Source organism: Candidatus Poribacteria bacterium (assembly GCA_028820845.1).
Lineage (GTDB): Bacteria > Poribacteria > WGA-4E > WGA-4E > WGA-3G > WGA-3G.
Genome location: JAPPII010000043.1, coordinates 1 through 4,075, shown reverse-complemented (window position 1 = coordinate 4,075; position 4,075 = coordinate 1). Strand labels below are relative to the sequence as shown.

General features: G+C 46.9%; 6 protein-coding genes. 5 read left to right on the top strand and 1 reads right to left on the bottom strand.

Features of this window, described 5'->3' with window-relative positions; translation table 11 throughout:
- Nucleotides 1-185 (top strand): hypothetical protein (locus OXN25_10305; protein MDE0425250.1); only part of this gene is annotated, 185 nt, incomplete at its 5' end.
- A gap of 102 nt (nt 186-287) precedes the next feature.
- Complete coding sequence (locus OXN25_10300; GenBank protein MDE0425249.1) at nt 288-1,811, top strand: BCCT family transporter; 1,524 nt, start codon at nt 288-290, stop codon at nt 1,809-1,811.
- Between the two features lie 247 nt (nt 1,812-2,058).
- On the opposite strand, the gene OXN25_10295 is transcribed toward OXN25_10300, so the two are convergent.
- Nucleotides 2,059-2,250, bottom strand: coding sequence for a transposase (locus tag OXN25_10295; protein MDE0425248.1), 192 nt, complete (start codon nt 2,248-2,250; stop codon nt 2,059-2,061).
- Nucleotides 2,251-2,520: 270 nt separating this feature from the next.
- Between OXN25_10295 and OXN25_10290 the strand changes: the two genes are divergently transcribed.
- The 3 genes from OXN25_10290 to OXN25_10280 all read left to right on the top strand — a co-directional run bounded on the left by OXN25_10290 (nt 2,521) and on the right by OXN25_10280 (nt 4,051).
- The gene (locus OXN25_10290) at nt 2,521-2,865 is read left to right on the top strand and encodes a hypothetical protein (GenBank protein ID MDE0425247.1); all 345 of its coding nucleotides are present in this window, start codon (nt 2,521-2,523) and stop codon (nt 2,863-2,865) included.
- A gap of 166 nt (nt 2,866-3,031) precedes the next feature.
- The gene (locus tag OXN25_10285; GenBank protein ID MDE0425246.1) at nt 3,032-3,415 is read left to right on the top strand and encodes a hypothetical protein; all 384 of its coding nucleotides are present in this window, start codon (nt 3,032-3,034) and stop codon (nt 3,413-3,415) included.
- Between the two features lie 171 nt (nt 3,416-3,586).
- Nucleotides 3,587-4,051: a DUF4268 domain-containing protein gene (locus OXN25_10280; GenBank protein MDE0425245.1), complete on the top strand. Its 465-nt coding sequence runs from the start codon at nt 3,587-3,589 to the stop codon at nt 4,049-4,051.
- Nucleotides 4,052-4,075: the final 24 nt, after the last annotated feature.

Sequence of the window (4,075 nt, the reverse complement as noted above, 5' to 3'; positions counted from 1 at the left end):
CAAGTTGGACAGTCTTGGGCGCACTATATGTGTATAGTGATTTCGCACTCTCTGATGGTAATTTTTTTGTCGGTAACACCGGAGACGACTACGGAAATATTCTTACAGGGGTGAATCATGTCGGTGCAAACGGAAATAACGTGTTGCATTGGCGACTTAATTTTAACTTTGGCTACTATTTTTAGTCGGTTGCGCAACCTTCGACTGTCGGCACGCTTTGGGAATGTACTTCCCTCCGCGCACGGTTTAAAAACCGCTAACTCAATTCTAAAAGGAGAATTTTGACAATGCACGAAGAAGGAAAACACCACCAGAACGACACCAAGATATTTGGGCTGACCCCGGTTTTTCTCGTTTCCTCAATCGCTATCGTCATTTTTGTCGTCGGTTCCCTCGTGTTCAGGGAAGGTGCAACACACCTTTTCGGTGCGACCCGCAAATGGCTCACCACAAACTTTGACTGGTGGTTTATGGATATTGTCAACCTCATTGTGGTGTTCTGTCTCTTTCTGGTTGTCTCCCCATTGGGCAAGGTCCGTCTTGGCGGACGGGATGCTGTCCCTGAATACTCCAACCTCACTTGGTTTGCCATGCTCTTTGCAGCCGGTATCGGTATCGGGCTCCTATTCTTCGGGGTTCTCGAACCCGTCCAACACTTTATGAGTCCGCCTCTCGGTGGTGAAGCAAACACCGATATAGCTATCGGTATCGCAGCAACGACGTATCACTGGGGAATACACGGCTGGGCGGTCTACGGCATCGTCGGACTGGCTCTGGCGTTCTTCGCCTATAACCGGGGCTTGCCGCTCACGATCCGCTCGGCGTTCTATCCGCTTCTCGGAGAACGCGTTTGGGGCTGGCCGGGGCATGTCATTGATACCCTTGCTGTCTTCGCAAGTTTGTTCGGACTCGCCACTTCGCTCGGCTTCGGCGCGCAGCAGGTGACGGCTGGACTGAACTATCTCTTTGAAGTTCCCGCGACCAACACCACCATGGTCGTGCTGATTATCGTCATAACCTCTGCTGCACTCATCTCCGTGTTGACAGGACTCAACGTCGGTATTAAACGTCTGAGCCAATTCAACGTGATCGTGGCGTTTTTACTCCTACTCTTCATCATCGTTGTTGGACCTAAAATCGCAATCTTCAAAGGTATATTCACTGGCTTGAGTGCCTATATCTCGAAAATAAGACCTTTGAGCAACTGGGTTGGTCGCGAAGATACAGGGTTTCTACACGGGTGGACGACGTTCTATTGGGCGTGGTGGATCGCGTGGGCACCCTTCGTCGGCACTTTCATCGCCCGAATTTCAAAGGGGCGCACAGTGCGCGAGTTTATCATCGGTGTGCTCCTCTTACCAACGCTATTGTGTTTAATCTGGTTTTCTGCCTTTGGCGGCACCGCCCTCGACCAGTTCATGAACGATGGCTACACAGGGGTAACCGAAACGGTTGAAGCATATAAGCCGGAACTTTCGCTGTTCAAAATGCTTGACCAATTGCCGATGACGACACTGGTCTCCTCCATCGCGATGCTGCTAACGATTATCTTTTTCGTGACCTCATCGGACTCTGGATCGCTTGTCATTGATACTATCACAGCGGGCGGCAAGCTGGACGCACCAGTATCTCACCGAGTGTTCTGGTGCACCGCTGAAGGGGCTGTTGCGATCGTGCTACTACTTGGTGGCGGTTTGAGTTCGTTACAGGCAGCCTCCCTTGTGTCAGGCTTCCCCTTCGCGATGATCCTCTTGGGAATGGCAGTTTGCATCTGGATCGGACTCCACAGGGAATCTCGGGAATTACATTGATTTGCTAATGGTAATAGGACAAGATATTCACGGGGACCGTAGAGTGAGATCCTATTTGAAGAGTCAATTCTATGGATGGTGCGGCATCTGAATAGGTGCAACGTGGGAGGCTCTTGAAAAGCATTTCATGGAACGCAACGTCTTGAAACTCTGCATCGATATTATCTTGATTCTTATTGTTGATTTTACCTCAACACATGTCTGACGGACTTTAACAGTCGCTCTGAAGTTGCTGAAAGTCAGAATTTTAGGACACTAATGTTCGGCAATCGTGGCAATTCCAGCGTCCGATACGCCCTATAGCATGTTCGTTGCGTCGTCTGACGTGTGTAGACGCACACTGTGGACATTCTGGAGACCCCTGCCATCTGAGACGTTCTAAATACGCTATACAATCTTCTTGCGTTGGGAACGTCTCCATGATCTTGATCACATCCATCAGAAAATGCTCCTCTATTATTTTAGGGGTTGCAGTTTTCTGATAGTTTCTGATACAATAATCAGATAAGCGTAGAACCAAGAAAAGCAACCCGCTTTTTTGGGTTCGATAGGGGGCTGCAACCCCCTATTTTCTTACCTATATTGTATCACATAAACCCTTTATTTACAGGCGTTTATCGCATCTTCTAACAACTTTTTGCAAGTCCAAAACGACTAATTCCGTTGATTTTTGAGGCAGACTTTTTTTCAGAGAAAGGGGTCTAAAAAAATGTTAGAAGCACTGATGACGCTTTCATTAATAGTTGTACTGACGTGCTTTTTCATTGTTGCTCTTTTGAAAAAAGGGTGTGGGGCAGCTCTTTTGGTGCTATTATTGCCGTTGCTTCCTCTTATAGCGATTGTGGTCGTCGGAATTTGTAATGTAACCTATGCTATGTACGGGGTTTTTGGCATAATTGCCTTGGTGTTTGTCGCAGGTGTTGCACTCACACCTATCATTTTTGCAGTTGGATTTTATCTGGATATTGAACATGGTATTGATATTTTCAACTGGAATCCAGCCAAAAGAAAGCGACTCAAAGAAGAAAGATCACGGCGTAGCCGGAAAATATAACAGATATGCCAGCAGATGCGCCCGGTATCAATAAGGACGATAGAAGTCATTATCTAAAAGATGTATTCGTCAATATTGCCTCCTATCTGGTGAAACGACACCCGCAGGCGGAACACCATTTAACATATAATGGACATGGCGCGCCTGGGGGGATCTGTTTGAACTCATGCTCAACAGAGAACATGCCAATGTCTTTTTAAGATACTGGAAACAAGCGTTGGGCAAACCGTTAGGCGTTATTGATATGGAAGGCCCCTGTAATAAAGCGAGGTTCGGGGACCTTGTAAACTTTTCTGAATATGCGAGGTATTATATCGGTTCAGACATGCTCAATGGCGGATATTCTATGGATGATTGGACCTATGAGAAGCACAAAGAAACGAATTACGACAGGCAGTATCACAATCTGTTTGCTGAAAATCAGACAGGTGCATCGAGACGCTCGGAGACCTGTGCTGCTCGCCGCGAAAACAAGTGGCGTGTCTTATCAAAAAGTGCGATCACCGCAGGCGATTTTTCTGCGACCCGAAAAATGCTGATACGGAAGTAGCTTTAAACCTAGCCCTGCGGGGGCGTTTGTAAATATCCGCAACACAAAACGTTTCACGAACGCATCCTGTGGGGAGACGATTAAACCGCCGCACTAACAACGGCGTATCAGTTGTAGGAACCCCTGTGCAAAATGTAATTCTAAAAAAGCAGACAAACTCGGGAGGTCTAAATGAAAAGTGGAGCGAAAAGTGAGAGGTATGACACGTATTTTCAGGCACTGTATGATGAGATAACGGAACGGCATCACTTTACCGGGGCCTATCGCCCTATAGAAGGCAGGCCTTACTACGTCTTTACGTCAAGTCGCGGCATAAGGTATATTGCGGGCTTTGACAGGACAGGTAGAGTGTATACGAGCTTGGTCATTAATTTCGGGGGTTATGAGAAAAATAAAAATTTCTTTGATACCCTGAGAAAAAGGGAATCCGAGATCGATGTGAAATTCAAAGTGCCCTTATACTGGGCCCGGCGCGACGATATAAAAAGTTCCGTAATTTCTATTTCTCTCGATGGCACGATTGACGCCGATGAGAGTAAATTGGAAGCATTCAGAGCATGGCATATTGCGTCTCTACTGAAATTCAAAGCCGTTTTTGATCCTGAAATACAAACGGTTCTGAATCCGCTGAGATAGCAATGATGTTCACAGGTTTAATAT

Excerpts from the sequence above, each read along its gene's own strand:
- OXN25_10290 (MDE0425247.1), top strand. The coding sequence starts at position 2,521 with ATGTTAGAAGCACTGATGACGCTTTCATTAATAGTTGTACTGACGTGC.
- OXN25_10280 (MDE0425245.1), top strand. The coding sequence starts at position 3,587 with ATGAAAAGTGGAGCGAAAAGTGAGAGGTATGACACGTATTTTCAGGCA.
- OXN25_10295 (MDE0425248.1), bottom strand. The coding sequence starts at position 2,250 with ATGGATGTGATCAAGATCATGGAGACGTTCCCAACGCAAGAAGATTGT.
- OXN25_10300 (MDE0425249.1), top strand. The coding sequence starts at position 288 with ATGCACGAAGAAGGAAAACACCACCAGAACGACACCAAGATATTTGGG.
- OXN25_10285 (MDE0425246.1), top strand. The coding sequence starts at position 3,032 with ATGCTCAACAGAGAACATGCCAATGTCTTTTTAAGATACTGGAAACAA.